This is a genomic window from Methylobacterium sp. 37f, assembly GCF_023093475.1.
Taxonomy (GTDB): domain Bacteria; phylum Pseudomonadota; class Alphaproteobacteria; order Rhizobiales; family Beijerinckiaceae; genus Methylobacterium.
In genome coordinates, this window is the sequence record NZ_JAGHKN010000026.1 from 27,027 (window position 1) to 51,839 (window position 24,813).

A 24,813-nucleotide genomic window follows, 5' to 3' on the forward strand; every position below is an offset into this window, starting at 1 on the left:
TGCGCCGGAACGCTCCTTATGAGTGCGCCTGCGCGGCGGAGCCCCCGGACACGGGGTGTTCGGCGCGCAGCATCCCGCGCACCGGAGCATTCCGGCGCGTCGGCATGCCGGCGGCACCCTACGACAGAGTTGTGATGCGATGAGCGGCGTCAACGAGATCCGGTCGACCTTCCTCGACTACTTCGCGAAAGAGGGCCACGAAGTGGTGCCGTCCTCGTCGCTGGTGCCGCGCAACGACCCGACGCTGATGTTCACCAATGCCGGCATGGTGCAGTTCAAGAACGTCTTCACCGACATCGAGAAGCGCCCCTACGACCGCGCGACGACGGCCCAGAAATGCGTCCGCGCCGGCGGCAAGCACAACGACCTCGACAATGTCGGCTACACCGCCCGGCACCACACCTTCTTCGAGATGCTCGGCAATTTCTCGTTCGGCGACTACTTCAAGCCGCGGGCGATCGAGCTGGCCTGGAACCTGATCACCCGGGAGTTCGGCCTGTCCAAGGACCGGCTCCTGGTGACGGTCTACGCCGACGACGACGAGGCCGCCGGGCTCTGGCGCAAGATCGCCGGGTTCTCGGACGACCGCATCATCCGGATCGGCACCTCCGACAACTTCTGGCAGATGGGCGATACCGGCCCGTGCGGCCCCTGCTCGGAGATCTTCATCGACCAGGGTCCGGACCTCAAGGGCGGCCCGCCCGGCTCGCCGGACGAGGACGGCGACCGCTTCCTCGAGTTCTGGAACCTCGTGTTCATGCAGTACGAGCAGGTCGAGCCGGGCAACCGCCTCGCCCTGCCGCGCCCGTCCATCGACACGGGCCTCGGCCTGGAGCGCATGGCGGCGATCCTCCAGGGCGTGAAGAGCAACTACGACACCGATCTGTTCCGGGCCCTCATCGATGCGGTGGCCCACGCCGTCGGCCGTCCGCCCGAGCCCGGCACCGTCGCTTCCTACCGGGTCATCGCCGACCACCTGCGCGCCGCCTCCTTCCTGGTGGCGGATGGCGTGCTGCCGGGCAACGAGGGCCGCGGCTACGTCCTGCGCCGCATCATGCGTCGCGCCATGCGCCATGCGGAGCTGCTCGGCTCGCGTGAGCCGATGATGTACCGCCTGGTGCCGACGCTGCTGCGCGAGATGGGCCAGGCCTATCCCGAACTCACCCGCGCCGAGGGCCTGATCGGCGAGACCCTGCGCCTGGAGGAAACCCGGTTCCGCCGCACCCTGGAGCGCGGCCTGGCGATCCTCGATGCCGAGAGCCGGACCCTCGGCGCCGGCCAGAACCTCTCCGGCGAGACCGCCTTCACCCTCTACGACACCTACGGCTTCCCCCTCGACCTGACGCAGGATGCCCTGAAGGCGCGCGGCATCGGCGTCGACACAGACGCCTTCGGGCAGGCGATGGAGCGCCAGCGCAAGGCGGCGCGCGCCGCCTGGACGGGCTCCGGCGAGGCCGCCACCGAAACGGTCTGGTACGGCCTCAAGGAACGCGTCGGGGCGACCGAATTCCTCGGCTACGAGACCGAGAGCGCCGAGGGCATCGTCACCGCCCTCCTGCGCGACGGCGCCGAGACCGAGACCTTGAAGGCCGGCGAGACCGGCCTCGTCCTCGTCAATCAGACACCGTTCTACGCCGAGTCGGGCGGCCAGGTCGGCGACACCGGCACCCTCACGGGCGCGGGCCTGAAGGCGCGGGTGACGGCAACGGAGAAGAAGCTGGGCGACCTGTTCGTCCACCACGTCACGGTCGACGCGGGCAGCCTGTCGCCGAACCAGCCCGTGGAGCTGGCCGTCGACCACGGGCGCCGGGGAGCCATCCGCGCCAACCACTCGGCCACGCACCTGCTGCACGAGGCCCTGCGCCAGGTCCTGGGCGATCACGTCGCCCAGAAGGGATCGCTGGTTTCGGCCGACCGCCTGCGCTTCGATTTCAGCCATCCGAAGCCGATGGACGAGGCCGAGATCCGCGCCGTCGAGGACATCGCCAACGCGGTCCTGTTGCAGAACACCCCCGTGGTGACCAAGCTGATGGCGGTGGACGAGGCCATCGAATCCGGTGCGCGCGCGCTGTTCGGCGAGAAATACGGCGACGAGGTGCGGGTCGTCTCGATGGGCGCGCCGATCGCCGGCGAGGGCGGACGCACCAAGGCATTCTCGGTGGAACTCTGCGGCGGCACCCATGCGGGCCGCACCGGTGACATCGGGCAGGTCTCGGTGGTGGGCGAGAGCGCGGTCGGCGCCGGCGTCCGCCGCATCGAGGCCCTGACGGCGGGGGCGGCGCGCCGCTACCGTGCCGAGGAGAGCCGGACCCTGGCGCAGGTCGCCGGCCTCCTCAAGGCGTCGGCCACCGACGTGCCGGATCGGCTCGCGGCGCTGCTCGAGGATCGTCGGCGGCTCGAACGCGATCTGACCGAGGCCCGCAAAAAGCTCGCCATGGGCGGCGGCGGCAGCGCCGGCGACGACGGGATCGTCGAGATCGGCGGCGTGAAGGTCATGGCGCGGGTGGTCGAGGGCGTCGAGATGCGCGACCTCAAGAGCCTCGCCGACGAGGGCAAGACCCGCCTGGGCTCCGGCATCGTCGCCATCGTGGGCGTCGCTCCGGATGGCAAGGCCGGCCTCGTGGTCGGCGTGACCCCGGACCTGACGGAGCGCTACGACGCCGTGGCCCTGGTCCGGGCCGGCGCCGGGCATCTCGGCGGCAAGGGCGGCGGGGGACGCCGCGACATGGCCCAGGCCGGGGGCCCGGAGGGCGCCGGTGCCGAAGCTGCCATCGCGGCGATCCGGTCCGCGCTCACGGCCTGATCGCAGCGGACGCCGGCCCCTCGCGCCTGGGGGCCGGGGCCGACCGGGTGGGAGCGCTCAGTTCGCGCGTTTCCAGGTCTGGCTCTTGCAGAAGACGCTCATGACGCAACCCGAGACCTCGATCACGTCCGGGCTCTTGATGGTCATGGTGCCGGCGTAGGTCTTGCCGTCCTTCGGGTTGTAGAGCGTTCCCTCGAAGCCGCTGCCCGCCGCCGTCCGGGTGTTCATGATCTGCACGCCGACGAGGCTGCGGGAGCGCAGCGACGGATCCGGGTTCTGCGCGTCGAGGCCCGGACCGGAGACGCTGGCCAGCACGCCGCAATAGCCGTTGCCGCACCGGCTGATCCGCACCTTCGAACCGCCGGTCTCCGTGAGCCAGAGCCCGGTCGGGTCGCGTCCCTGCTGCGCCAGCGCGGTGCCGCCGAGCATCAGCGTCACGGCCGCCGCCCAACCGGCGCGCTGCCAGATCCACCCTCTGGTCGTCATATCGAATGTCCCTCATCCCCCCAGGTGATCGGGGCGAAGGCCATAGCGTGCCCGATCCCGGCTTTCCAGAGCGTTGCGGTTCCACACCGCCAGCGATGGGGGCCAAGGCTCATCCCTTTCTCAGGACAGCGCCTGGCTCAGGACAGCGCCTGGCTCAGGACAGCGCCTCGCTCAGGGTAGCGCCCGGCTCAGGACGACGCCCGGCCCAGGACGGCGCCCGCGTAGATCTCCGCGACCTCGCACAGCGGCAAGCCATCCTGGCGAAGCAGGAGCGCCTCGATCGCAAACAGGGGATCGTCCGGGCCTACCGATTCCGGCCTGCCGGCACCCGGCAGGAGGCGCAGGGCGAGGGTCTGCCGGGAAGGCGCCAGGGCGTGGACGACGCGGCCGAACGGCACTTCGCTCGTTTCCAGCATCCGGTTCATGTCGCGGGTCAGCCGGTCCGGAACGTACCAGTTGTCGGCCTCCGACAGGACGAGCGCTCCGCACGCGAGGCGCACCCGGCGATAGCGCACGAGGGCGTCCGGCGGCACCTTCAGGCGCGCGCGCATGGCGGGGCTCGCGGGGCGATCCGGGCCCGCGACGGCGTGGGCCACGAGGCCGGAGGCGGGCGCGAGGCCGCGTTCGCGGGACCAGTCCTCGAGAACCCGGGTGGCACTCGGACCGGCCAGCAGGCGGTCGCAGAGAACCTTCAGATCGGCCGACGCGGACCGGGCCGGGGCCGCTTCACCAGGAGGGAACGTCGCCATGAACACCGAACCACGTCCCATCCCATGACAGAACGCCGTGTCGTGGCCACCGCGCCCGCCTTACCCGTGCTGCCCCTGCGCTGTGCCATACGCAGCCGGACGGCGCCCGTCCATGTCGAAGCGCGCACCCATCACGAAGAGCATCATGTCGAAGAAGGAAGATTTGGTGGAGCCTAACGGGATCGAACCGATGACCTCTTCCATGCCATGGAAGCGCTCTCCCAGCTGAGCTAAGGCCCCACTCTCAACACCCCGGCGTCTGGAACACACGGGGTGGTCGTTCGCACGGGCAGGGTCTGAACCGCGCCGGCGATGGCGGTGTATACTGGCGGTCGGGCCGCGCCTCAACCCCTATTTCGCGTCCGCGGCGCTTTCCTGCCGCGTCATCGTCCGGTGCCGTTGTGATGCGCCGCGCAGCCGGTGCGTCGCGCCGGCTCACGCGAACAGGCGCGATCCCGCAACCAGCCAGGAAAGATCAAGGCGACCCACCCATCGGATGTCGGCGCGTTGGAAGAATGATCGGGGCGTTCAGCAGCCCGGTGGGACGGGCGAGATTGGTGGAGCCTAACGGGATCGAACCGATGACCTCTTCCATGCCATGGAAGCGCTCTCCCAGCTGAGCTAAGGCCCCACTCTCAACACCCCGGCGTCTGGAACACACGGGGTGGTCTTCGTCGTCGGCGGCCGCGTTGGCCGCCGTCGATGGCGGTGATGTACTGGGGCTTGTCCGCCGCCTCAACCCCCTTTGTGCCCCGCCGGCAAACTTTTTTCGCGGCGGGGCTTCGGCGGTCGTCGGACGAGACTCAGCTTTCCTCGTCGTTCTCGATGTCGCTGTCGATCAGGTCCGCGACGTCGTCGTCGCCGGTGTCCTCTTCCTCCAGGAAGGTGTCGTCGGCATCGTCGTTGCTGTCGCCATCCACGTCCTCGGTCGTGGTATCGGCATCGTCCTCGGCCGCTTCGACCTCATCCAGGGAGACGATCTCCGGACCACCCTTCTCGGCGTCCGTATCCTCGTCGTCGTCGGCCGGGACCGCGGCGGCGCGGGCCGCCAGGGCGGGAGCGGCGCGGCCGGAGGCCGCCGCCACCTGATAGATCGTCCCGCATTTCGGGCAGGTCGGCGGATCGTTGTCGAGGTCATAGAACTTGGCGCCGCAGCTCATGCATTGACGCTTCAAGCCGAGTTCCGGTCTGGCCACGGGTGAACCTCTAATACGTGCAATCTTTTGGGAGAGCGGCCCCGTTAGTCGCGTGGGACGCTCCTGTCAAATCCGCTCGATCACCGCGGCATGCCGGAGCGCGGCCGTGAACTTTTCCCGAGCGTTTTCGGATCCCCGGATCGCCACGCCGCAGGCCTCGGATGACGTCGGCACCCCCGCGTGTTAACCGGCGTCACAAAGGACGTGCAGGCCTGCGAAGGCCGGCGCGCCGCTGCCCAGCTGAAAAGTCGTTGCCCGTGTCCCATGATTCCGAGCCCCAGCCGCTGACCGCCCATGCGGGCCTGCCCCTGAAGGGCGGCCTGCGACCGCCCGGCGACAAGTCGATCTCGCACCGGGCGATGATCCTGGGCCTGCTCAGCATCGGCGAGACCAACGTTCGGGGCCTGCTCGAGGGCGACGACGTCCTGAGGACCGCCGCCGCCGCCAAAGCCCTGGGCGCCGACGTCGAGCGCGTCGGCGACGGGCTCTGGCGCGTGCGCGGGGTCGGCCTCGGGGGCATGTCCGATCCCGAGGAAGTCCTGGATTTCGGGAATGCCGGCACCGGCTCCCGGTTGATGATGGGTGTCGTCGGCGGCCAGCCGGTGACGGCGACGTTCGACGGCGATGCCTCCCTGCGCAAGCGGCCGATGCGCCGCATCCTGGACCCGCTCGTCCGCATGGGCGCCGAGGTGGTGAGCGAGGAGGCGGGCGGCCGCGTGCCCCTGACCCTGCGGGGCCCTCGCGAGGCGATCCCGATCACCTACGAGACCCCCGTGGCTTCGGCGCAGATCAAGTCGGCGGTGCTGCTCGCCGGGCTGAACGCGCCGGGCATCACCACGGTGATCGAGGCGGCGGCCACCCGCGATCATACCGAGCGCATGCTGCGCCTGTTCGGAGCCGAGGTCACCGTCACGCCGCACGGTCCCGAGGGCCATGGCCGCGCGATCGCCCTCACGGGCCAGCCGACCCTGCGCGGCACCAAGGTGATCGTGCCGGCCGATCCGTCCTCGGCGGCCTTCCCGCTGGTGGCGGCCCTGATCGTGCCCGGCTCCGAGGTGACGCTGGAGGGCGTGATGATGAACCCGCTGCGAATCGGGCTGATCACCACCCTGCTGGAGATGGGCGCCGATATCGAGCGCCTGCGCGAGCGGGAGGAGGGGGGCGAGACCGTGGCGGACCTGCGGGTGCGGGCGAGCCGCCTGCGGGGCGTCGATGTCCCCCCCGAGCGGGCGCCGGCGATGATCGACGAATATCCGGTGCTGGCGGTGGCGGCCGCCTTTGCCGAGGGCACAACCCGGATGCAGGGGCTCCATGAACTCCGCGTCAAGGAATCCGACCGCCTCGCCGCGGTGGCGGACGGCCTCAGCGCCAACGGCGTCGCCTATCTCGTCGAGGGCGACGATCTGATCGTCCATGGCACCGGTGAGCCGGCGCGCGGCGGCGGCACGGTGGCGACCCATCTCGACCACCGCATCGCCATGGCGTTCCTGGTGATGGGGCTCGCCACCCGCGAGCCCGTGACCGTGGATGACGGCGCGATGATCGCCACGAGTTTCCCGAGCTTCCTGCCGACGATGCAGGACCTCGGCGGCCGGATCGAAGGTTGAGCGCGATGTCGATGGTGATCGCGATCGACGGCCCGGCCGCTTCGGGCAAGGGCACCCTCGCCAAGCGCCTGGCCGAGCATTACGGCCTGCCGCATCTCGATACCGGCCTGCTGTACCGGGCGGTCGCCCTGACGGTGATCGATGCGGGCCGCAACCTGGACGACCATCAGGCCGCGGCGCGCGCCGCCTCCAGCCTGATCGCCGACCGCCTCGCGGACCCGCGCCTGCGCGAGCGTGCCATGGGCGAGGCAGCCTCCCGTATCTCGGCCGTTCCGGCCGTGCGCGCGGCGCTTCTCGCCTGGCAGCAGCGCTTCGCCGGCAACGCCAGCGGAGCGGTGCTCGACGGTCGCGACATCGGCACCGTGGTCTGCCCGAACGCGCAGGTGAAGCTGTTCATCACGGCCGCGCCCGAGGAGCGGGCCCGGCGCCGTCACCTGGAGTTGCTGCGACGGGGCGAGTCGGCCAGTCTCGGCGCCATCCTGGACGATATCGTGGCCCGGGACGCACGGGACGCGCAGCGGTCCACGGCGCCCCTCAAGGCTGCCGCCGACGCCGTCGTGCTCGACACCACGGACCTCGACGCCGACGAGGCTTTCGCGGCGGCGCGGGCCGTGGTCGACCGCGCCCGTCCGCACTGAACCTGCGCGACGGACGCCAAATCCCTCGCCGGACTACCGTCCGGCGAGGCGGACCGGCTCAGCCGCGCTGGTCGATCGGGGTGTATTCGCGCTTGTCCGGGCCGATATAGAGCTGGCGCGGACGGCCGATCTTCTGCGAGGGGTCCTCGATCATCTCGGCCCACTGGGCGATCCAGCCGGTGGTGCGAGCGAGGGCGAACAGGACCGTGAACATCGAGGTCGGGAAGCCCATCGCCTTGAGGGTGATGCCCGAATAGAAATCGATGTTCGGATAGAGCTTCTTCTCGATGAAGTAATCGTCCTTGAGGGCGATCTGTTCGAGCTGCACCGCGACTTCGAGCAGCGGATCGTCCTTGATGCCGAGCTGGCCCAGCACCTCGTGGGTGGTCTTCTGCATGATCCGGGCGCGCGGATCGTAGTTCTTGTACACCCGGTGGCCGAAGCCCATCAGGCGGAACGGATCGTTCTTGTCCTTCGCCTTGGCGACGTACTTGGCCACGTTCTCCGGATGGCCGATCTCCTCGAGCATCTTGAGGGCCGCCTCGTTGGCGCCGCCATGGGCGGGCCCCCACAGGCAGGCGATGCCGGCGGCGATGCAGGCGAAGGGGTTGGCTCCCGACGAGCCGGCCAGACGCACGGTCGAGGTCGAGGCGTTCTGCTCGTGATCGGCGTGCAGGATGAAGATCCGGTCCAGCGCGCGGGCGAAGATCGGATTGACCTTGAATTCCTCGCACGGCACCGCGAAGCACATCCGCAGGAAGTTCGAGGTGTAGTCGAGGTCGTTCTTCGGATAGACGAACGGCTGACCGATCGAATATTTGTACGCCATCGCCGCCAGGGTGGGCATCTTGGCGATCATCCGCATCGACGCGACCATGCGCTGCTGGTCGTCCGAGATGTCGGTCGAGTCGTGGTAGAATGCCGACAGGGCGCCGACGCAGGCGACCATGATTGCCATCGGGTGCGCGTCGCGGCGGAAGCCCTGGAAGAAGCGGTTCATCTGATCGTGCACCATGGTGTGGCGCGTGATCCGGTAGTCGAAATCGGCCTTCTGGGACGGGGTCGGCAACTCGCCGAACAGCATCAGGTAGCAGGTCTCGAGGAAGTCGCCGTTCTCGGCGATCTGCTCGATCGGATAGCCGCGATAGAGGAGAACACCCGCATCGCCGTCGATGTAGGTGATCTTCGACTCGCAGGAGGCGGTCGAGGTGAATCCGGGGTCGAAGGTGAACTTGCCCGTCTTGGCGTAGAGCTTGCCGATGTCGATGACATCGGGGCCGATCGTGCCGGTCTTGATGGGAAGCTCGACGTGGTCGTCGCCCACGGTGATCGTGCTGGAGGCGCTCATGGAGACCTGGACCCTTTCGTGACAGCGGGGCGGCGCCGGCCCGCGTGGCGATGCAGTCAGCCACCCGGATCCGGGGCGCAACTGCAGCCTATGCTGCACTTGCTCACACGAGCATGGGGGTAGCGGATCGGCGAACCGTCATCAACCGACGGTCCGCCTCTCACCGGCATCGAAGCGAAATCCAGGCCGATTTGTCATGCCTCGGCGCCCGGGGAACGCCTGGTCCGGTCACCGTTTCGGGATCGCCCTCAGCCCGTCTGGTCGCGGAGACGGCCGAGGCATTCCTCCCGCCCGAGCACCGCCATGACGTCGAAGACCGGCGGCGACGTGGCGCGGCCGGTCAGCGCCGCGCGGAGCGGCTGGGCGATCTGGCCGAGTTTCAGGCTCTCGGTCTCGGCGAAAAGCCGGACGGCGCCCTCGGTCGCCGCCGCACTCCAGTCCGGCAGTGCTTCCAGGGCCGGGACGAGGGCGGCGAGCCGCGCCCTGGCCTCGTCGCCGAGGAGCCCCTTGGCCTTCTCGTCGGGAACCAGGGGCCGGGCCGCGGTGAGGTAATAGGCGCTGTCGAGGAGTTCCACGAGGGTCTTGGCCCGCTCCTTCAGGCCCGGCATCGCGACCAGGAGTTTCTCGCGCAGGGCGGGCGCCAGCGGCATCGCGATGCCGCGGGCCGGCCCGAGCGCCGGAAGCACGTCCTCGATCGACCGGACGAGATCCGCATCCGCCGCGCCGCGGATGTAGAGACCGTTCAGGTTCTCCAGCTTGGCGAAGTCGAAGCGCGCCGGGGAGCGGCCGATCGCCTTCAGGTCGAAGGCCGCGATCATCTCATCGGTGGAGAAGACCTCCTGGTCGCCGTGGCTCCAGCCGAGGCGCACGAGGTAGTTGCGCAGCGCGCTCGGCAGGTAGCCGAGGTCGCGATAGGCATCGACCCCCAGCGCCCCGTGGCGCTTCGAGAGCTTGGCGCCGTCCGCCCCGTGAATCAGCGGAATATGCGCCATGGCGGGCGCCGCCCAGCCGAGGGCGTCGGAGATCTGGCGCTGGCGCGCCGCGTTGGTGAGATGGTCGTCGCCCCGGATCACCTGGGTCACGCCCATGTCGTGGTCGTCCACCACCACGGCGAGCATGTAGGTCGGGTTGCCGTCCGAGCGCAGCAGGACCAGATCGTCGAGGTCCTTGTTCTGCCAGACGACGCGGCCCTGAACGCCATCCTCGACCACGGTTTCGCCCTCGGTCGGCGCGCGCAGGCGGATCACCGGCTTGACCCCGGCGGGCGCGTCGGACGGATCGCGATCGCGCCAGCGGCCGTCGTAGCGCAATGGCCGGCCTTCGGCGCGCGCCGCCTCGCGCATCGCCGTCAACTCCTCCGGCGTGGCGTAGCAGCGGTAGGCGTTGCCGGTGGCCAGCAGGCTCTCGGCCGCCTCCCGGTGTCGGGCGGCCCGGGCATACTGATAGATGACGTCGCCGTCCCAATCGAGGCCGAGCCAGCGCATGCCGTCGAGGATCGCGTCGATGGCGCCCTGAGTCGAGCGTTCGCGGTCGGTGTCCTCGATGCGCAGCAGCATGCGACCGCCGAATCGGCGCGCATAAAGCCAGTTGAACAGGGCCGTACGGGCCCCGCCGATATGCAGGTAGCCCGTGGGCGAGGGGGCAAAGCGCGTGACGACGGCTGACGACATCAATCTGGACTTGAACTGCCTAGTGGAACAGGCGGGAAGCGGATCGACCGGCCTGGAGCGGCGCGTGTAGCATGCGCGACGCCCAGCGTTAAGAAATCGTCCCCTGGAAATGATGTCTTCCGAAATGGACTAAGGTCGCCGGCCCGACGGTGCGACCGGAAAGCGTGAACGATGGCGCAGGTGCGCGCGGCTGCAGCGGTGGGGCGATGGACGCGCCGCTTCGCCGTGCGCCGGGCGGTCTGGCGGCTCGTTGCGAACTGGGTCCGGGCCGGTTGGACCCGGGAGATCGAGCAGCGTCGCCTGTTCGCTTGGCTGGCGGTCGCCTTCGGGGCCGGCATCCTGGTCTTCTTCCTCGGGACGCAGGGCGCGCCGTCCCTCGCAGCCCCCCTCGTGGCGGCAGCGCTCCTCGGTGCCCTCACGCCCCTGCTGGTGGCGCGTCAGGTCGGGCTCGCGCTGGTTCTCGCCGGCATCGCCGCCCTCCTGGGCTTTGCCGCCGCGACGTTCCGCGTCCAGCAGGTCGCCCGCCCGATCCTCGCCCGGACGACGATCGCCCCGCTGGTCGGCACCATCGAGGGGCTGGACGAGCGGGAGGAGGGCGCACGCCTGATCGTACGAGTGGAAAGCTTCGGGACCCTTGCCGACGCGGTGCGACCGAGGCGCGTGCGCGTCTCCTACCGCAAGGCCATCCTGCTGAAGCCGGGCGATCGGATCGCCGCGACCGCTCGCCTGCTTCCGCCCCCGGACGCGGCCCGCCCGGGCGGCTACGACTTCGCCCGCGACGCCTTCTTCCGACAGATCGGCGCGGTCGGCTCCCTCGTCGGCACGATCGAGCGGCGGCCGCCGGTCCTCCCGACGCCGTGGACTGACCGCCTCGCGGCCGCCGTCGACGACGCGCGCAACGCCCTCACGCGACGGATCACCGACGCCAATGGCGGGCAGGCGGGGGCGGTGGCGGCCGCGCTGGTCACCGGCAAGCGCGGCCTGATCAACAGCGACACCAACGACGTGCTGCGCGCGGCCGGGATTTATCACGTGGTCTCATAGATGCGAGCTGACCGGCTTTCTTCCGGTACCAGACCTTCGCCGAGAAATTCAGCCCACGTCCGTTTGCCGGGAGACCATTGTGGGCTCGGCCCGCCTGCCGGCGCCAGGCATCGTCGCGATGCGCCGGGTCCTCCCGCCATCGATCGTCGTCACGCCGCGGCAACCACCGGCAACTCATCCAGCCGCGTGGTGTAGCGAGGCGACCGCATCTCGAACTGGGTCGACCATGATCGTTTCGGAGCGAACCCGGCGGCCCCTGGAACCACGGCACCTCGACCGAAGCGACGATTGCACGCATCCAAGGCCTCCATCAGCGCGGCGCCCATCTCCCGGTCGAGTTGGCCCAGGCCCGGCATCGCGCGCTGTGACGCGGCGAGGGGTACGAGGTCGGTGGTGACGATGCCGGCCTTGGAATAGCGAAAGCCGTCGCGCCAGGTCCTGCCGACGCCATGGAGCGCCGCCTTCACCAGGACGCGGGTGTCGTTGCTCGCCTCGGGCAGGGTGACGACCGTCGAGACCGAACGCTGGGGCTTGCCGCGGTCGTGCTCGGAGGTGTGGTAGAAGACCGTGACGTGATCGGTCGCCAGTCCCTCCCGACGCAGTTTCTCGCCGAGCCGGGCCGCGTGGGTCGCTACAGCCTGCTCCATGGTCGCGCGGTCCTCGACGCGCTCCGAGAACGACCGGGTTACGGCGCATCCCTTCCGCGTCGCGGCCAGCGTTTCAAGGTCGAGGCAGGCCACGCCGCGGAGTTCGTGGACGAGGCGCTCGCCGACCACGGTCATGGCCTTGCGGGCGATGCGTGTGTCGAGGTCGCGGACGTCGGCGGCGCTGTCGCATCCCAAGGCCTCAAGACGCCGGGCGTTGGCCGGCCCCACGCCCCAGATATCGGCTACCGGTACGCGGATGATCCAGTGGTCGTACTGCTCGGGGTCGGTTAGGTCGCAGACCCCGCCGAGCAAGGGGTTCTTCTTGGCCACGTGGTTCGCAAGCTTGGCCAGGGTCTTGGTCGGGCCGATGCCGACGCAGGTAGGGATGCCCGTCCAGGCCCGCACGGTCGCCCGCATGTCGCGGGCGAGGGTCTCGCGGTCGCGCTGGCGCACGTCGGAAATGTCCAGGAAACTCTCGTCGATGGAGTAGATCTCGATGCGTGGGGAGAAGTCCCGGTAGACCGCGTTCACCCGGGCCGACATGTCTCCGTAGAGGGCGTAGTTCGAGGAGTAGACCTGGACGCCCCGGGCCCTGCACATGTCCCGGATCTTGAACCAGGGCTCGCCCATCCGGATGCCGAGGGCCTTGGCCTCGTTGGTCCGGGCGATGGCGCAGCCATCGTTGTTGGACAGCACGATCACGGGCAGTCGCGCCAACCGTGCGTCGAAGACCCGCTCGCATGAGCAGTAGAACGAGTTGCCGTCGGACAGGGCGTAGGCCCGGGCGTTCATTCGCAGCGGCGCCGGGCGCACACGGAGCCGGAGACGACGCCCCAGACCTCGACGAGGGCGTCGGGCGCCAGGCGGAACTCCGGGAAGCGCGGGTTGGCGAAGTGCAGCGTGACCCGGGGACCCTGGCGCTTCCAGACCTTGAAGGAGCGCTCGCCGTCGACGTCGACCACGACGACGTCGCCGGTACGCGGGGTCAGCGACCGGTCCACCACCGCGAGATCCCCATCGTGAAGGTGGGCGAGCAGCATGCTGTCGCCGGCGACACGTACCAGGAAGGTGGCCGGGCGGTTGACGACGAGCAGGCGTTGAAGGTCGATTTCCTCCTCGACGAAGTCGTCGGCCGGGCTGGGGAACCCGGCGCGGACGGCCCTGGCGAGGATCGGGACCGGCATCGGGAAACCGATGACGATGTCGATGACCTGCATGATGCTCCTCCTTGAATATGGGAACAAAAGCAGAACATATTTGACGGGTTCCGTACAGCGGCCGAGCTTCGGACCGTTGCTCTTTTCGGGTCGCTGTGGACGGCTGTGGATAAGTCCCTAACGTCATCCCCACGTCGCCCAGGTGCGTGGCCGCACGGCAGTCGAACGATGAACCGCATCCATGCAAGGGGGCCCTGCGGCGGTCGGCGCATGGGCTTCGCAGGAGGTGGGCGCCCCATCGCGGAGGAGGCAACCGAGGCCACGGGTTTGAGAACGACGGGTTCGGATGATCCGGATCCCGGGGCGGATCGGAAGGGTAGGGGTCGAGGCGGCTCCTAATGGTCGTGCCCGAGGCATTCGCCATGGTCGGATAGGACCTCGATGACGCGGCACTCGCCGACGCGGCCGTGGCCGCATTCATCGACCATGCGCGAAAGCTCGGACCTCAGGGCTTTGAGGCGCTCGATACGGCCGTCGACATCGGCGAGGTGACGCCGGGCGATGACGTCGACCTCGGCGCAGGGAAGGTCCGGCCGGGCGTTGAGCGCGAGCAACTCGCGGATGGCATCGACCTCGAAGCCGAGCTGCCTCGCATGGCGGATGAAGGCCAGCCGTGCCACGTGAGCCGTTCCGTAGCTCCGACGCCCCCCGGCGGTGCGTGGCGGGGCGGGCATCAGGCCGACATCCTCGTAGTAGCGCACCGTCGTTGCGAGGACGCCCGTGCGTTTCGATAGCTCGCCGATGGTAATTTCCATTTATCGCTTGCTCCTCCAGCCACTAGAGGAATTAAGCCGTCGTCGACCCAGAAGGAAGACCGTCGATGGCCAGACCAGACGTCGCGATCCCCGGCCCACCGGACGACGCCACCCGACCCACGATCCCGCCGCTCCGACTGGTCGTCTCGGGAATGGATTGCGGCTCGTGCGCCGCGAAGATCGAGAACGCCGTCCGCCGACTGGACGGGATCGAGGACGTCGCCGTCTCGGTCCCCGCCGGCACGGTGACGATCCGGCACCGCGCCGGCGTCACGCGGGCGACGCTGGCCGCCACCGTGACCTCACTCGGCTTCGGCGTGGCCGACCCTGTGGCCGATGCCGCTTCCGGGACGGGTGAACAGCCGAACGCACCCGCATCCAAGGGGGACGATCCGGCGTGGTGGCGCGGCCCGCGGGGACGCCTCACCCTCGCGTGCGGCGGCTCGCTCGCGGCGGCGTACCTTGCCGGCCAGGCCTATCCCGCCATGGCCCCCTACGCCTTCCTGGCGGCCATGGCGGTCGGCCTCGTGCCGATCGCCTGGCGGGCCCTCGTGGCCGCCCGCCTCGGCACGCCGTTCTCCATCGAGATGCTCATGACCATGGCGGCCGTGGGCGCGGTCTTCATCGGCGCCGTCGAGGAGGCGGCGAGCGTGGTGTTCCTGTTCCTCGTCGGCGAAGTGCTCGAAGGCGTCGCGGCAAGCCGCGCCCGCGCCTCGATCCGCGGCCTGACCGACCTCGTTCCGCGAACCGCCCTCGTCGAGCGGGACGGACGCGTCGAGGAGGTTCCGGCGGAGACCCTCGTGGTCGGATCGACGGTGATGGTGCGCCCGGGCGACCGCATCCCGGCGGACGGAACGGTGTCGGAGGGGACCGGCGAGGTCGACGAGGCGCCCGTGACCGGCGAGAGCGTGCCGAAGCGGAAGTCCGTGGACGATCCGGTCTTCGCGGGGACCATCAACGGCGGGTCCGTCCTGCGCGTGCGGGTCACGGCGGCAGCGCGCGACAACACCATCGCCCGGGTCGTCCGCCTCGTCGAGGAAACCCAGGACGCCAAGGCACCGACCGAGCGGTTCATCGACCGCTTCTCCCGGTACTACACGCCGGCCGTCGTCGCGGTCGCGGTGCTGGTCGCGACGGTGCCGCCGCTCCTCCTCGGCGGCCCGTGGCACGATTGGATCTACAAGGGCCTGGCGATCCTCCTCATCGGCTGCCCCTGCGCCCTGGTCATCTCCACTCCGGCGGCCATCGCCGCAGGCCTGTCGGCGGGTGCCCGCCGCGGGCTCCTGATCAAGGGCGGCGCCGTCCTGGAAACCCTCGGCACGGTCACGATGGTCGCCTTCGACAAGACCGGGACCCTGACCCTGGGAAAGCCCCGGGTCACGGACGTGGTCCCCTTCGGGCGACCGGAACGCGAGGTCCTCTCCCTCGCGGCCGCCCTGGAAAGCGGCTCGAACCATCCGCTCGCCCGCGCGATCCTGGCCAAGGCCGCGGAAGTCGCTGCCCCGATCCCGCCGGCCGCCCAAGCCGAGGCCCTCGCCGGGAAGGGAATTTTCGCGGTGGTCGGCGGGGTCGGGATCTTCCTCGGTTCGGCGCAGGCGGCAGCCGAACGCATCGCGTTCACCCCTGAGCAGGCCTCGCGCGTCACGGCCCTGACCGACGAGGGCAAGACGGTGTCCGTCCTCATCGCCGGCACCGCCGTGGCGGGGCTCGTGGCGATGCGGGACGAGCCAAGGCCCGATGCCGTGGACGGCATCGCCGCTCTCCGCTCGCTCGGCGTCGAGGTGGTCATGCTGACGGGGGACAACAGCCGGACCGCCGGTGCCATCGCGAAAACGCTCGGCATGACGCCCCGGGCCCAACTCCTTCCCGAGGACAAGCTGGGCATCGTCCGCGAGATGCAGGCGGGCGGCAAGGTCGTGGCGAAGGTCGGGGACGGCATCAACGATGCGCCCGCCCTGGCCGCGGCCGACGTCGGGATCGCCATGGGCGGTGCCGCGGACGTCGCGCTTGAGACGGCGGACGCCGCCATCCTCCACGGACGGGTCGCCGATGTTTCCAGGATGATCCTCCTGTCGCGGCGGACCATGGCGAACATCCGGGCCAACGTCGTGGTCGCGCTGGGCCTGAAGGCGGTGCTCCTGTGCACGACCGTCCTCGGCATCACCGGGCTCTGGCCCGCCATCCTCGCCGACACCGGCGCGACCGTGCTCGTCACGGCCAACGCGCTGCGGCTTCTCCGGACCAGGATCTGAACCACGATGGCAAAGGATCACCACGACCACGACCACGACCACGACGCCACCGGGCACGGGGACCATGGCGGGCATGCGCACGGACTGGGACACACGCACGCCCCGGCGAGCTTCGGCAAGGCGTTCGCCATCGGCATCGCGCTGAACGTCGGCTTCGTCGCCATCGAGGCGACCTACGGGGTGCTGGCGAACTCGATGGCCCTGCTGGCCGATGCCGGCCATAACCTCTCGGACGTGCTCGGCCTCGTCGTGGCGTGGATCGCCATGGTCCTTGCCAAGCGTGCCCCGAGCGCGCGCTACACCTACGGGATGAAGGGCTCGTCGATCCTGGCGGCCCTTTTCAACGCGGTGTTCCTGCTGGTCGCGGTCGGCGCCATCGCCTGGGAGGCGGTCCAGCGCTTCGGCGAGCCCGCACCCGTCGCCGGCAAGACCGTGATGATCGTCGCGGCGGTCGGCATCCTCGTCAACGGCATCACCGCCTGGCTGTTCGCCTCGGGTGCCAAGGGCGACATCAACATCAAGGGCGCCTTCCTGCACATGGCCGCCGACGCCGCCGTCTCGGCGGGCGTGGTCATCGCCGGCCTCGTGATTCTCTACACCGGGTGGACCTGGCTCGACCCCGTGGTCAGCCTCGCCATCGTCGCGGTCATCGTCTGGAGCACCTGGGGGCTCCTGCGCGACAGCCTCACGCTGTCCCTCGCCGCCGTACCGCCCGGCATCGACCCGGCCGCCGTCCGCGGCCACCTCGAAGGGCTGCCCGGGGTCACCGGCCTGCACGACCTCCATGTCTGGGCGATGAGCACCACCGAGACCTGCCTCACGGCGCACCTCCTCATGCCGGGAGGCCGTCCCGACGACGCCTTCCTTATGAGAGCCGCGGCGGGGATCAAGGAACGGTTCGGCATCGGCCACACCACCTTGCAGGTCGAGACGAGCGCGGACACCCCTTGCGTCCTCGCTCCCGACCACGTGGTCTGAGCCCGACATGCAGGCTTGGCTCTACACCCTGATCCCAGCCGCGGCCGCCATCGTCGGCGCGGCGGTCGCGGTCAACCTGCGGCCGGGCGCCGTCCTGGTCAGCGCGATCCAGCATTTCGCGGCCGGCGTGGTCTTCGCGGCTGCGGCGGGGGAGATCCTGCCAGACCTCAAGCACGCCGGATCGCCCTGGGCGACCCTCATCGGCGGCGCGCTGGGCGTTTTCGCGATGCTCCTGTTCAAGAGCCTCGGCAAGCGGGCGAAGGGACCCGCCGGACTGATGGCGGTCACCGGCATCGACATCCTCGTCGACGGGCTCGTCCTCGGCATCGCCTTCGCCGCCGGTGCCAAGGCCGGCATGCTGCTCACCGTCGCGCTGACCATCGAGGTCCTGTTCCTCGGCCTGACGGTCGCTACCCAATTCGGGGACACCGGCGCGTCAAAGGGCAAGGTCGTCGGCCTGACGGCGGCCCTGGTCGTCCTCCTGCCGGTGGGGGCCCTCCTCGGCGGACCCGTCGCCACCCTGTCGGCACCGATCCAGGCCGGGTTCCTGGCCTTCGGGCTGATCGCGCTGCTGTACCTCGTCACCGAGGAGCTCCTCGTCGAGGCGCACGAGATCGAGGACCGACCGTGGGTGACCGCCATGTTCTTCGCGGGCTTCCTGCTGCTGCTCCTGCTCGACCAAGCCATCGCATGAGCGGGGGGGGTATCGCGTGTCGAGGGGGGCACCGGCGCCCTTGCTGAACGGGGGCGTCAGATGCGGTTCACGTCGGCACGACCACTCTTACGGCTTGGATGTTCGAGGGAAGTGTCATGCGAAAGCGTCTGATGGGCCTCGTCGCGGCGAACCTGGTCCTGGCCCCCGTGGCGGCGTCCGCCCAGTATTACGGCGGCGGTTACGAGGAACGGGGCCGGGACGTCCACGTCGACCGCTACCGGCATGGCGATCACGACGACGTGGTGATCCATCGCGAACGCCGGGACTACGACGGGCGCGGCTTCTACGGCGAGCGGCACCACCATCACCACCACCATCACGACGACGATTAGTCCCAGGGCGTCGAAAAGCCGAGACCATCCGCGTTGTACGGATGGGCGTGAATCGTCCATAAGGACCGAGATGAAACCCGGACGTCCGATCAGGGCCTACGAGACGATGCGCGGCTGGTGGGCGGCCACCGTCCGCGTGCTGTCGCTCGTCCTGGTCCTGGCGCTCGTTGTCCCCGGCGCGATCCATTCCGCCGAGGCCCATCGTCCGGCCAGCCACGAACTGTCGGTGTCCGCCCCATCCGAGGCGGGTGCTGCAGACCATTCCGATGCCTGCCCGGCCTGCCACGCCAACTGTGGCTGCCACCAGGCGCTTGGCGTCGACGCGGCGCCGGCCCTGCCGCATCGCGGGACCGGGCGCGCGTCCTACGCGACCGTGACCACCGCCATCGGGTCCGTTTCGCCGGACCGTCTCCCAAGGCCCCCTCGCGCCTGAGGCGACGCCGCCACGCCCGTGGCGCGTCTCGGCCGGCCCCTCGCGGGTCCCGGTCGCCTCACCCTCGCGAACCACCTTGTACGGGACAGTCCGAGGCCGCTTGAGCGGATAGGCGACGTCCCGGTCGGATACGGCCCATTCCCATGCGTGCATTCCTTTCCGTGGCCTTCCTGGCCATCGGCATCGCGATCGGCGGTGCCTTCCCCCGCGTATCCGAGGTCGTGCAGGGCGCCCTTGCCGCCGCCGGCCTGGCGAGCCCCCGGACGGCGCCCCCGACGAACGCTGCCATGACCAAGCCGGCGACACCCGCAGCCGACGATGGGCACGGTCACGGCGAGCATGGCCATGAGCATGCCGAGGGCGAGCCCAAGCCTTCCGGCGAGCACAGGCACTCCGAGGGAGAAACCAAGCCCGAGGCCGGTGGCCACAAGCACGCGGAGGGCGAGGCCCACGGCCACGACGAGGAGGGCGAGGGCAGGATCAAGATGACGGCCGAGCAGGCCGCGGAGCAGGACATCACACTGGCTAAGGTCGCGGGCGGTATCCTCTCGCGACACCTTCTCGTGCCCGGCACCATCGCCCAGGACGCCGACCGGATCGCCCGGGTGCCCGTGCGGGTCGTCGGCACGGTCTCAGAGATGCGCAAGCGCCTCGGCGAGGGGGTCGCCAAGGGCGAGGTCGTGGCCGTCCTCGACAGCCGCGAGGTCGCCGAGGCCAAGAGCGACTTCCTCACCGCGACGGTCAAGGCGGACCTGGAGAAGACCAACTTCGACCGCCAGCAGGCCCTGTGGGACAAGCGGATCTCCGCGGAATCGGCATTCCTGAACGCGAAGGCCGCCTACTCGGAGGCGACCCTGCGCGTGGACCTCGCCCGCCAAAAACTCTCGGCGCTGGGGTTGAACGCGGCCGAGGTCGCGACCTCGGCCAAGAAGGACGAAACCACCCCGAACCTGTCCAGCCTGCGCCGCTACGAACTGCGCTCGCCCCTCTCCGGGCGGGTGGTCGAGCGCAAGGTCGACGTCGGGACCGCCGTCGGCAAGGAGGGCGATCCGGCCGACGTCTACACCGTCGCGGACCTGTCCTCCGTGTGGATCGAGCTCGCGATCCCGACCACCGAGCTGTCGAAGGTCCCGGAGGGCGCCAAGGTGACCATCGTCGGGGGCGACGACGCCTCCCGCGGCGAGGGCAAGGTCGTGTTCGTCAGCCCGATCCTCAACGCCGAGACCCGCTCGGCCCGGGTCATCGTCGCCCTGCCGAACAAGGACATGGCCTGGCGGCCCGGCACCTTCGTCACGACCGAGGTCGAGATCGCCCAGGACAAGGTCGGGGTCCGGCTGCCGAAGGCCGCCATCCAGACCATCAAGGGCGAGAAGGTCGCGTTCGTACGGACCCCGGATGGGTTCGAGCGTCGCGACGTGACGATCGGCAAGGCCGACGACGACGCCTTCGAGATCCTCACCGGTCTCAAGCCCGGCGACGAGGTCGCGGTGGCCAACTCCTTCGTCCTGAAGGCCGAACTCGGCAAGGCCGAAGCCGACCACGACCACTGAGGGGGCCGGTCATGATCTCGAAGATCCTCGACTTTTCGGTCCACCAGCGCTGGCTCGTGGTGCTCCTGTCGCTGCTCGCGGCAAGCTTCGGCGTGTTCTCGCTGACCAAGCTCCCCATCGACGCGGTGCCGGACATCACCAACAACCAGGTGCAGATCAACACCACGGCGCCGTCGCTCTCACCGGTCGATATCGAGAAACAGGTGACCTACCCGGTCGAGACCGCGCTCGCCGGCATCAAGGGCCTGGAATACACCCGCTCGCTCTCGCGAAACGGCTTCTCCCAGATCACCGCGGTCTTCTCGGAAAAGCTCGACATCTACTTCGCCCGCCAGCAGGTGGCGGAGCGCATCGGCGAGGCCAAGTCGACACTGCCGCCGGGGGCCGAGCCCCACATGGGCCCGATCTCGACCGGCCTCGGCGAGATCTACATGTGGTCGATCCACTACGCCCAACTGACGGACCGCAAGGTCTCGCCGGACGGCAAGGCCGGCTGGCAATCGGACGGAAGCTACCTGACCCCCGAGGGCCAGAGGCTCGCGACGGAGCTCGAACGAACCGCGTATCTCCGCACGGTCCAGGATTGGATCATCCGCCCCCAGGTGAAGACCGTGCCGGGGGTCGCCGGCGTCGACAGCATCGGCGGCTTCGACAAGCAGTACCACGTCCAGCCGGACCCGATGAAGCTGACCGCCCTCGACCTGTCGTTCGCCGACATCGGCCGGGCGCTGGAGGCCAACAACGCCAACCAGGGCGCCCGCTACCTGGAGGACAACGGCGAGGGCTACGTCGTGCGCGCCGCCGGCCGCCTGGAGACCATGGAGGACATCGGCTCCGTCGTGGTGACCACTCGCGGCGGTGTGCCGGTCCGCATCTCCGACGTCGCCGAGGTCCGGATCGGGCGCGACCTGCGCACCGGCTCGGGCAGCGAGGACGGACGCGAGGTCGTCATCGGCACCGCCCTGATGCTGATCGGCGAGAACAGCCGGACGGTCTCGGCCGCCGTGGACGCGCGGATGACCGAGATCCGGCGCACGCTCCCGCCCGGCGTCGAGGTCCAGACCGTCCTCAACCGCACCCTCCTCGTCGAGGCCACGATCCGGACGGTGGCCAAGAACCTCGCCGAGGGCGCCGCCCTCGTCATCGTCATCCTGTTCCTGCTGCTCGGTAACATCCGCGCGGCCATCGTTACCGCCCTCGTCATCCCGGTCGCGATGCTGATGACCATGACCGGCATGGTCCAGGGCCGCATCAGCGCCAACCTGATGAGCCTGGGGGCGCTCGACTTCGGCCTCATCGTCGACGGTGCCGTCATCATTACCGAGAACGCCCTGCGGCACCTCGCGGAGCGCCAGACCGAGCTCGGGCGCAAGCTCGACCTGGAGGAGCGCCTCGTCACCGTGCGCGCCTCGGCCGAGGAGATGATCAAGCCCTCCCTCTACGGGCAGGCCATCATCATCCTCGTCTACGTGCCGCTCCTCACCTTCACCGGGGTCGAGGGCAAGATGTTCGAGCCGATGGCGCTCACCGTCATCATCGCCCTCGTCTCCGCCTTCGTGCTGTCGCTGACCTTCGTCCCGGCGATGATCGCCATCGTCATCACGGGCAGGGTCACGGAGAAGGACAACGTCCTCATCCGCGGGATCAAGGCCGTCTACCGCCCGGTCCTCGGGGCGGCCCTGCGCATCCCGATGACCTTCGTCGCCGTCGCCCTCGTCCTGCTCGTCGGGGCCGGGTTCCTGTTCAGGGTGCTCGGGCAGGAGTTCATCCCGCAGCTGGACGAGAAGAGCATCGCGCTCAACGCCCAGCGCATCCCGTCGACGTCGCTGACACAGTCCCAGGCGATGCAGCTGAAGGTCGAGCAGGCGATCAGCCGATTCCCCCAGGTCGCCTACGTCTTCTCGAAGACCGGCACCGCGGAGGTCGCCTCCGACCCGATGCCGCCGAGCTCGTCCGACACCTTCGTCATCCTGAAGCCGCAGGAGGAATGGCCCGACCCGGACCAGACCAAGGCCGCGCTGCAGGAGGACATCGAGAAGGCGGTCGGTGCGCTTGCGGGCAACGTCTACGAGTTCTCCCAGCCGATCCAGCTGCGGTTCAACGAGCTCCTGGCCGGCACCCGCGGCGACCTCGCCGTAAAAGTGTTCGGCGAGGAGTTCGAGCCGATGCTCAAGGCCGCCAACCAGGTCGCCGCGATCCTGCGCGGGACCGAGGGCGCCGACGACGTCAAGGTGGAGCAGACGGCCGGGCTGCCGTTCCTGGAGATCAAGATCAACAAGGTCGAGGCCGCGCGCCTCGGCCTGAGCACGTCCTCGATCCAGGACGTCATCGGCGCGGCCATCGGCGGGCGCGAGGCCGGCATGGTGTTCGAGGGCGACCGGCGCTTTCCCATCGTCGTGCGCCTGAACGACAAGGTGCGCGAGGACCGTGAGGCCCTGGAGAACATCCCGGTCCCGCTGCCCCCGGGCGTCAACGGTCGGGCGTCCTCCGTCCTCCTGAAGCAGGTCGCGAGCTTCTCCGTGACGGAGGGGCCGAACCAGATCTCTCGCGAGAACGGGCGGCGGCGGGTCGTGGTCACGGCCAACGTGCGCGGCCGCGACATCGGCTCGCTTGTCGCCGAGGCTCAGGCCAAGGTGGCCTCCGGGGTCCAGCTTCCGGCCGGCTACTACGTGACCTGGGGCGGGCAGTTCGAGAACCTGGCCTCGGCCCGCCAGCGCCTGATGGTGGTGGTGCCGGTGTGCTTCTTCCTGATCTTCCTGCTGCTGTTCTCGGCCCTGAACTCGGCGCGTGACGCGCTGCTGGTGTTCAGCGCGGTCCCGCTGGCGCTCACCGGGGGCATCGCGGCCCTGTGGCTGCGGGGGATGCCGTTCTCGGTGCCGGCGGCGGTCGGTTTCATCGCCTTGTCGGGGGTGGCGGTGCTGAACGGCCTGGTGATGCTGACCTACATCAAGCAGCTCATCGCGGAGGGGAAGCCGCGCCGCGAGGCGATCCTGGAGGGTGCGATGACCCGGCTCCGGCCGGTGGCGATGACGGCGCTGGTGGCGTCGCTCGGCTTCGTGCCGATGGCGCTGGCCACCGAGACGGGGGCCGAGGTCCAACGGCCCCTGGCGACGGTGGTGATCGGCGGCCTCATCTCGGCGACCCTGCTGACCCTCGTCGTCCTGCCGGCGCTCTACGCGCGCTTCGCCGGGACCGTGGTCCCGAGGACGGCCACCGTCGAGAAGGAGGGCCCCCATGCCCGCCCCGTCCTTCCCCAGGCGGCGGAGTAGGCCGATGCCCCGCCGCCCAGCGCTCGCACTGGCGGTGGTGGCGTGGACGGGCGCGGCCGTGGCGGCGGAACCGGCGGCGGGCGAGGCGCCGTTCGGATTGGCTTGGGGTGCCGTGGACCGTGTCGATGCGCCCTCGATGGTCGACCGCGAGGCGAACCTGACCGGGCTGTACTACTTCCGCGACCGTCCGCTCGCCTCCGGACCCGACACCGTCGAGGTGGTCCTCGTGGTGTGCCGGGAGCAGGGCCTCCAGCAGGTCGTCTGGGTCGGGCGGCCGCTCGACGGACCGGCTTACGCCACCGCCCGGGAGACCATTCGGCGCGAGGGGGTACGCCGCTACGGCGAGCCCCGGCCGGGACCCGTTCCCGGATCGCTCGAATGGCCGGCGGGACGAACCGTCCTGGCAACGCGCACGATGCCAGACGGCACCTCGGAGCTTGTGATGTCCGCGTCCGGCCCGGACTACGCGGCCTGTTCGGAAAGCCACCGCGCCGCCACCGGCCATCCCGCCGACGCCCATGTGGCCGACCTGCTCGGCAAAGGCGTGCCATGAGGGTAGCGACGATGCATGCGGAGGAACGCCCGGACGGGCATCGCGGGATCCATCCACGACGGCCGCCGAGGCGATGACGGGCAAGAAGCTCGGGCGCAGGATTGAGACCTGGGGAGGCGGAGGGGGTGGACGGCGCACGATCAGGCCGCACGTCCGAAAGGCCGCCGGTCGGGCGTTCCTCATGGCCTACATCCTGATCGCCTTGGTCCTGGCGATGTTCGGCTGGCTCTCCTCGACGCGATGAAGACCCAGGAAGACGTGCCCTGGCCTTTGCCGTATCCCCTCCAGGGGGATAGGATACCGCATGGAACACGCCTCGCACCCGGATATCGTCAAGCGCCTCAGGCGCGCCCACGGCCATCTCGCCGGCGTCATCGCGATGATTGAGGAAGGCCGGCCCTGCGTGGACCTGGCCCAGCAGCTCCACGCCGTGGAGAGCGCGATCACCAACGCCAAGCGCGTGCTCATCCAGGACCACATGGAGCACTGCCTCGGCGATGGGATCGAGCACGGCGGCAAGGGGGCGAAGGATGCCCTCGCCGAGTTCAAAATCCTCGCGAAGTATCTGTGA

General features: G+C 69.7%; 21 protein-coding genes, 2 tRNA genes and 1 pseudogene. 14 read left to right on the forward strand and 10 right to left on the reverse strand.

The window, feature by feature from the left end; translation table 11 throughout:
- The first annotated feature begins 139 nt into the window (after window positions 1-139).
- Window positions 140-2,803, forward strand: a complete 2,664-nt coding sequence (gene alaS / locus J7U37_RS16845) for an alanine--tRNA ligase (protein WP_247636448.1) — start codon at window positions 140-142, stop codon at window positions 2,801-2,803.
- 57 nt (window positions 2,804-2,860) lie between these two features.
- Here the strand turns inward: alaS and J7U37_RS16850 are convergent, their stop codons facing one another.
- The 5 genes from J7U37_RS16850 to J7U37_RS16870 all read right to left on the reverse strand — a co-directional run bounded on the left by J7U37_RS16850 (window position 2,861) and on the right by J7U37_RS16870 (window position 5,234).
- Window positions 2,861-3,289 (reverse strand): DUF2147 domain-containing protein, encoded by a 429-nt coding sequence (locus J7U37_RS16850; RefSeq protein ID WP_056186172.1) that lies wholly within the window; start codon window positions 3,287-3,289, stop codon window positions 2,861-2,863.
- 188 nt (window positions 3,290-3,477) lie between these two features.
- Window positions 3,478-4,038, reverse strand: a complete 561-nt coding sequence (locus J7U37_RS16855) for a hypothetical protein (RefSeq protein WP_247636449.1) — start codon at window positions 4,036-4,038, stop codon at window positions 3,478-3,480.
- Window positions 4,039-4,202: 164 nt separating this feature from the next.
- Window positions 4,203-4,278 (reverse strand) — tRNA-Ala (locus J7U37_RS16860).
- 315 nt (window positions 4,279-4,593) lie between these two features.
- A tRNA-Ala gene (locus J7U37_RS16865) sits at window positions 4,594-4,669 on the reverse strand.
- Between the two features lie 172 nt (window positions 4,670-4,841).
- Window positions 4,842-5,234, reverse strand: coding sequence for a TIGR02300 family protein (locus tag J7U37_RS16870; protein ID WP_082503635.1), 393 nt, complete (start codon window positions 5,232-5,234; stop codon window positions 4,842-4,844).
- 257 nt (window positions 5,235-5,491) lie between these two features.
- Between J7U37_RS16870 and aroA the strand changes: the two genes are divergently transcribed.
- Together aroA and cmk are read left to right on the forward strand one after the other, a co-directional pair.
- Entirely contained in the window at window positions 5,492-6,841 is a 1,350-nt protein-coding gene (aroA, locus tag J7U37_RS16875; protein WP_056186602.1) for a 3-phosphoshikimate 1-carboxyvinyltransferase, read from the forward strand.
- Window positions 6,842-6,846: 5 nt separating this feature from the next.
- A complete protein-coding gene (gene cmk / locus J7U37_RS16880; protein WP_056186166.1) occupies window positions 6,847-7,479 on the forward strand; it encodes a (d)CMP kinase in 633 nt (210 codons plus the stop codon).
- A gap of 58 nt (window positions 7,480-7,537) precedes the next feature.
- Here cmk and gltA read toward each other — a convergent pair whose 3' ends face one another.
- Together gltA and gltX are read right to left on the reverse strand one after the other, a co-directional pair.
- Window positions 7,538-8,827 carry a citrate synthase gene (gltA, locus tag J7U37_RS16885; RefSeq protein WP_056186163.1) on the reverse strand — a complete coding sequence of 430 codons (1,290 nt, stop codon included), beginning with the start codon at window positions 8,825-8,827 and terminating at the stop codon, window positions 7,538-7,540.
- A 248-nt stretch (window positions 8,828-9,075) separates the two neighbouring features.
- The gene (gltX, locus tag J7U37_RS16890; protein ID WP_247636450.1) at window positions 9,076-10,497 is read right to left on the reverse strand and encodes a glutamate--tRNA ligase; all 1,422 of its coding nucleotides are present in this window, start codon (window positions 10,495-10,497) and stop codon (window positions 9,076-9,078) included.
- A gap of 225 nt (window positions 10,498-10,722) precedes the next feature.
- Here gltX and J7U37_RS16895 point away from each other — a divergent pair.
- Window positions 10,723-11,538: pseudogene (locus tag J7U37_RS16895) on the forward strand (ComEC/Rec2 family competence protein); the annotation flags it as partial.
- A 152-nt stretch (window positions 11,539-11,690) separates the two neighbouring features.
- On the opposite strand, the gene J7U37_RS16900 reads toward J7U37_RS16895, so the two are convergent.
- The 3 genes from J7U37_RS16900 to J7U37_RS16910 form a co-directional block, all read right to left on the reverse strand.
- Window positions 11,691-12,980, reverse strand: a complete 1,290-nt coding sequence (locus tag J7U37_RS16900; protein ID WP_247636451.1) for a Y-family DNA polymerase — start codon at window positions 12,978-12,980, stop codon at window positions 11,691-11,693.
- Window positions 12,977-13,405: a translesion error-prone DNA polymerase V autoproteolytic subunit gene (gene umuD, locus J7U37_RS16905; RefSeq protein WP_243911107.1), complete on the reverse strand. Its 429-nt coding sequence runs from the start codon at window positions 13,403-13,405 to the stop codon at window positions 12,977-12,979. The genes J7U37_RS16900 and umuD overlap by 4 nt, the downstream gene beginning before the upstream one ends.
- 335 nt (window positions 13,406-13,740) lie before the next feature.
- Window positions 13,741-14,160: a helix-turn-helix domain-containing protein gene (locus tag J7U37_RS16910; RefSeq protein ID WP_243911108.1), complete on the reverse strand. Its 420-nt coding sequence runs from the start codon at window positions 14,158-14,160 to the stop codon at window positions 13,741-13,743.
- A 152-nt stretch (window positions 14,161-14,312) separates the two neighbouring features.
- Here J7U37_RS16910 and J7U37_RS16915 point away from each other — a divergent pair, with 152 nt between their 5' ends.
- From J7U37_RS16915 to J7U37_RS16960, 10 genes are all read left to right on the forward strand, one after another.
- Window positions 14,313-16,412 carry a heavy metal translocating P-type ATPase gene (locus J7U37_RS16915; RefSeq protein WP_247636459.1) on the forward strand — a complete coding sequence of 700 codons (2,100 nt, stop codon included), beginning with the start codon at window positions 14,313-14,315 and terminating at the stop codon, window positions 16,410-16,412.
- Window positions 16,413-16,418: 6 nt separating this feature from the next.
- Window positions 16,419-17,390 carry a cation diffusion facilitator family transporter gene (locus J7U37_RS16920; RefSeq protein WP_243911110.1) on the forward strand — a complete coding sequence of 324 codons (972 nt, stop codon included), beginning with the start codon at window positions 16,419-16,421 and terminating at the stop codon, window positions 17,388-17,390.
- Between the two features lie 7 nt (window positions 17,391-17,397).
- Entirely contained in the window at window positions 17,398-18,084 is a 687-nt protein-coding gene (locus J7U37_RS16925; RefSeq protein ID WP_243911111.1) for a transporter, read from the forward strand.
- A 116-nt stretch (window positions 18,085-18,200) separates the two neighbouring features.
- Window positions 18,201-18,437, forward strand: a complete 237-nt coding sequence (locus tag J7U37_RS16930) for a hypothetical protein (RefSeq protein WP_243911112.1) — start codon at window positions 18,201-18,203, stop codon at window positions 18,435-18,437.
- 70 nt (window positions 18,438-18,507) lie between these two features.
- On the forward strand, window positions 18,508-18,870 hold the full coding sequence (locus J7U37_RS16935) for a hypothetical protein (protein ID WP_243911113.1): 363 nt from the start codon (window positions 18,508-18,510) through the stop codon (window positions 18,868-18,870).
- 143 nt (window positions 18,871-19,013) lie between these two features.
- Complete coding sequence (locus J7U37_RS16940; RefSeq protein ID WP_247636452.1) at window positions 19,014-20,420, forward strand: efflux RND transporter periplasmic adaptor subunit; 1,407 nt, start codon at window positions 19,014-19,016, stop codon at window positions 20,418-20,420.
- Window positions 20,421-20,431: 11 nt separating this feature from the next.
- Complete coding sequence (locus J7U37_RS16945) at window positions 20,432-23,689, forward strand: CusA/CzcA family heavy metal efflux RND transporter (RefSeq protein ID WP_243911115.1); 3,258 nt, start codon at window positions 20,432-20,434, stop codon at window positions 23,687-23,689.
- A 4-nt stretch (window positions 23,690-23,693) separates the two neighbouring features.
- Window positions 23,694-24,242, forward strand: a complete 549-nt coding sequence (locus tag J7U37_RS16950; RefSeq protein ID WP_243911116.1) for a threonyl-trna synthetase — start codon at window positions 23,694-23,696, stop codon at window positions 24,240-24,242.
- A 73-nt stretch (window positions 24,243-24,315) separates the two neighbouring features.
- Window positions 24,316-24,486: a hypothetical protein gene (locus tag J7U37_RS16955; protein ID WP_247636453.1), complete on the forward strand. Its 171-nt coding sequence runs from the start codon at window positions 24,316-24,318 to the stop codon at window positions 24,484-24,486.
- A gap of 60 nt (window positions 24,487-24,546) precedes the next feature.
- Complete coding sequence (locus J7U37_RS16960) at window positions 24,547-24,813, forward strand: metal-sensing transcriptional repressor (protein WP_183512532.1); 267 nt, start codon at window positions 24,547-24,549, stop codon at window positions 24,811-24,813.